This is a genomic window from Thermoanaerobaculia bacterium (assembly GCA_035260525.1).
In the GTDB taxonomy this organism is placed as follows: Bacteria; Acidobacteriota; Thermoanaerobaculia; order UBA5066; family DATFVB01; genus DATFVB01.
The window spans coordinates 1-2,611 of sequence record DATFVB010000052.1 but is presented as its reverse complement, the minus strand read 5'-3'; the positions used below and the strand labels follow the sequence as shown (position 1 = coordinate 2,611).

The window sequence follows — 2,611 nt, the reverse complement described above, 5'->3', positions numbered from 1 at the left end:
GTAGCGCCGATGCGTCGCTCCGCGACGCGGCCTCGCTCCGCTCGTCGGCCTCTCCCATCGAGGGAGAGGCGGGACAAGGGTCGCGAACCAGGCGGCGCGCACGAAGGTGCGCGCTTCGACATGAGACCCCCGCGCGGCGTTCCGCCGCGCGGGGGCTGAGCGCTCCACGCGCAGGACGCTGCGCCCCGGGCCCCCGCTTCCGCGGGGGCTGAGCGCTCCACGCGCAGGACGCTGCGCGTTACGCGCTACAGATTTCCGATCAGCGCCTGCGCGAAGCCGCTCGTCCCGACTTCCTTCGCGCCGTCCGTCTGGCGGGCGAGGTCGTACGTCATGATCTTCTGCCCGAGGGTCTTCGCGACCGCCCGCTCGACCGCCGCGGCCGCGTCGTGCCACCCGAGGTATTCGAGCATCATCACGCCCGAGAGGATGAGCGAGCTCGGGTTGATCTTGTCGAGGTTCGCGTACTTCGGCGCGGTTCCGTGCGTCGCCTCGAAGACGGCGTGCTCATCCCCTTCGTTCGACCCGGGTGCCATGCCGAGGCCTCCCACCTGGGCCGCGAGCGCGTCGGAAAGATAGTCGCCGTTCAGGTTCAGGGTGGCGACCACCGAGTACTCGGCGGGCCGCAGCAGCGCCTGCTGGAACATCGAATCGGCGATCCGGTCGCGCACGACGACCTTTCCCGCGGGCGCCGGATTCCCTCCGAGGTCCGCCTCCGCGATCGTGTGGTCGCCGAACTCGGTCCGCGCCACCTCGTATCCCCAGTCGCGGAAGGCGCCCTCGGTGTACTTCATGATGTTTCCCTTGTGGACGAGGGTGACGGCGGGCTTGCGATGCTCGATCGCGTAGCGGATCGCCTTCCGGACGAGCCGCTTGCTGCCGAACTCGGACACGGGCTTGACCCCGATCGCGGATCCCGGACGGATCTTCTTCCCGAGCTCGCCGATCACGCCGATCAACCGGTCGGCCTCGGGCGACCCGGCGCGCCACTCGATGCCCGCGTACACGTCCTCGATGTTCTCGCGGAAGATGATCATGTCCACGTCCTGCGGCCGTTTGACGGGCGAGGGGACGTTCTCGAACCAGCGGACGGGACGGACGCACGTGTAGAGGTCGAGCTTCTGCCGGAGCGTGACGTTCAACGAACGGATCCCGCCGCCGATCGGCGTCGTGAGCGGCCCCTTGATCGCGACGCGGTAGTGGGTGATCGCGTCGATCGTCTCCTGCGGCAGCCATTCCTGAAAGCGCTGGTTCGCCGTGTCGCCGGCGAAGACCTCGAACCAGACGATCCGCTTCTTTCCCCCGAAGGCCCTGGCGACCGACGCGTCGAGGACGGCCTGCGTCGCTTTCCAGATGTCGGGACCCGTGCCGTCGCCGCGGATGAAGGGGATCACCGGGTCGTCGGGGACCCGGATCTTCCCGTTTTCGAAGCCGATGCGCGATCCGGCGGGCGCGCTCCCGTAGCGTCCGAATTCCATGCGAGGTCCTCCTTCGTGTCGCCCGGATTATCGACGAAAGGCGCGCCCCCGCCTGATGACTTTTCACCAGCCGGCGCGGCGACGGCGCGCCGGCGGCGCCGCCGCCGTACCGCAAAAACCCATTATCATGGGGCATGAATCACGACCCGAAGGCGCCGCTCGTCGGGATCGTCATGGGGAGCAAGTCCGACTGGGAGACGATGCGCGAGGCATCGGACGTGCTCGACCGGTTCGGCGTCCCGCACGAATCCCGAGTCGTCTCGGCCCACCGCACGCCGACGTGGATGGCCGAATACGCGGAGAAGGCCGTGTTGCGCGGACTCGAGGTCGTGATCGCGGGAGCCGGCGGCGCCGCGCACCTGCCGGGAATGATCGCGGCGCACACGATTCTTCCGGTCCTCGGCGTCCCGATCGAGAGCCGGACGCTCAAGGGCATCGACTCTCTCCTCTCGATCGTCCAGATGCCCGCGGGAGTCCCCGTCGCCACGCTCGCGATCGGCAAGGCCGGCGCGACGAATGCGGGGCTTCTCGCCGTCGCAATCCTGGGCGGCACGCGCCCCGAGCTCCGCGAGAAGCTCCGCCGTTTTCGCGAGGAGCAAAGCGACCGCGTCATGAGCGAGATCCTGGAGAAATGAGGCCGGGAGCTCCTCCGGTTTCGTCGAGCCGCGCGATCCTGCCGGGATCGACCGTCGGCGTGCTCGGGAGCGGACAGCTCGGCCGCCTCTTCGCGATCGCCGCCCGGCGGATGGGCTACCGCGTCCACACCTTCTCTCCGGACGACGACACTCCGACCGGCCAGGTGTCCGACCGGGAGATCAGCGCGCCGTACGAGGACCTCGACGCCGTGCGGGCCTTCGCGCGCGACGTCGACGTCGTGACCTTCGAATTCGAGAACGTCCCCGGCGAGACCGCCCGCGCCGCCGCCGAGATCGCGCCGGTGCGCCCGAGCGGCGACGTGCTCCACGTCGTGCAGAACCGGATCCGCGAGAAGAGCTTCCTGCGGCGCGAGGGATTCCCGGTCGTCGAGTTCGCTGCCGTGACGAACGCGGCCGAGCTCGAGGACGCGGCCGCGCGGATCGGCGCGCCGTCGGTCCTGAAGACCGCCCGCTCCGGCTACGACGGCAAGGGGCAGGCGA

General features: G+C 69.6%; 3 protein-coding genes. 2 read left to right on the top strand and 1 reads right to left on the bottom strand.

Annotation, left to right across the window (positions count from 1 at the left end):
- Positions 1-245 precede the first annotated feature (245 nt).
- A complete protein-coding gene (gene icd / locus VKH46_02425; GenBank protein ID HKB69668.1) occupies positions 246-1,475 on the bottom strand; it encodes an isocitrate dehydrogenase (NADP(+)) in 1,230 nt (409 codons plus the stop codon).
- 134 nt (positions 1,476-1,609) lie between these two features.
- Between icd and purE the strand changes: the two genes are divergently transcribed.
- Both purE and VKH46_02415 read left to right on the top strand, forming a co-directional pair.
- A complete protein-coding gene (purE, locus tag VKH46_02420) occupies positions 1,610-2,110 on the top strand; it encodes a 5-(carboxyamino)imidazole ribonucleotide mutase (GenBank protein HKB69667.1) in 501 nt (166 codons plus the stop codon).
- On the top strand, positions 2,107-2,611 hold a 505-nt coding region (locus tag VKH46_02415; GenBank protein ID HKB69666.1), incomplete at its 3' end, for an ATP-grasp domain-containing protein. The genes purE and VKH46_02415, both read left to right, overlap by 4 nt.

Bases quoted from the DNA above. Each gene is read 5' to 3' on its own strand.
- icd (HKB69668.1), bottom strand. From the start codon at position 1,475: ATGGAATTCGGACGCTACGGGAGCGCGCCCGCCGGATCGCGCATCGGC.
- purE (HKB69667.1), top strand. From the start codon at position 1,610: ATGAATCACGACCCGAAGGCGCCGCTCGTCGGGATCGTCATGGGGAGC.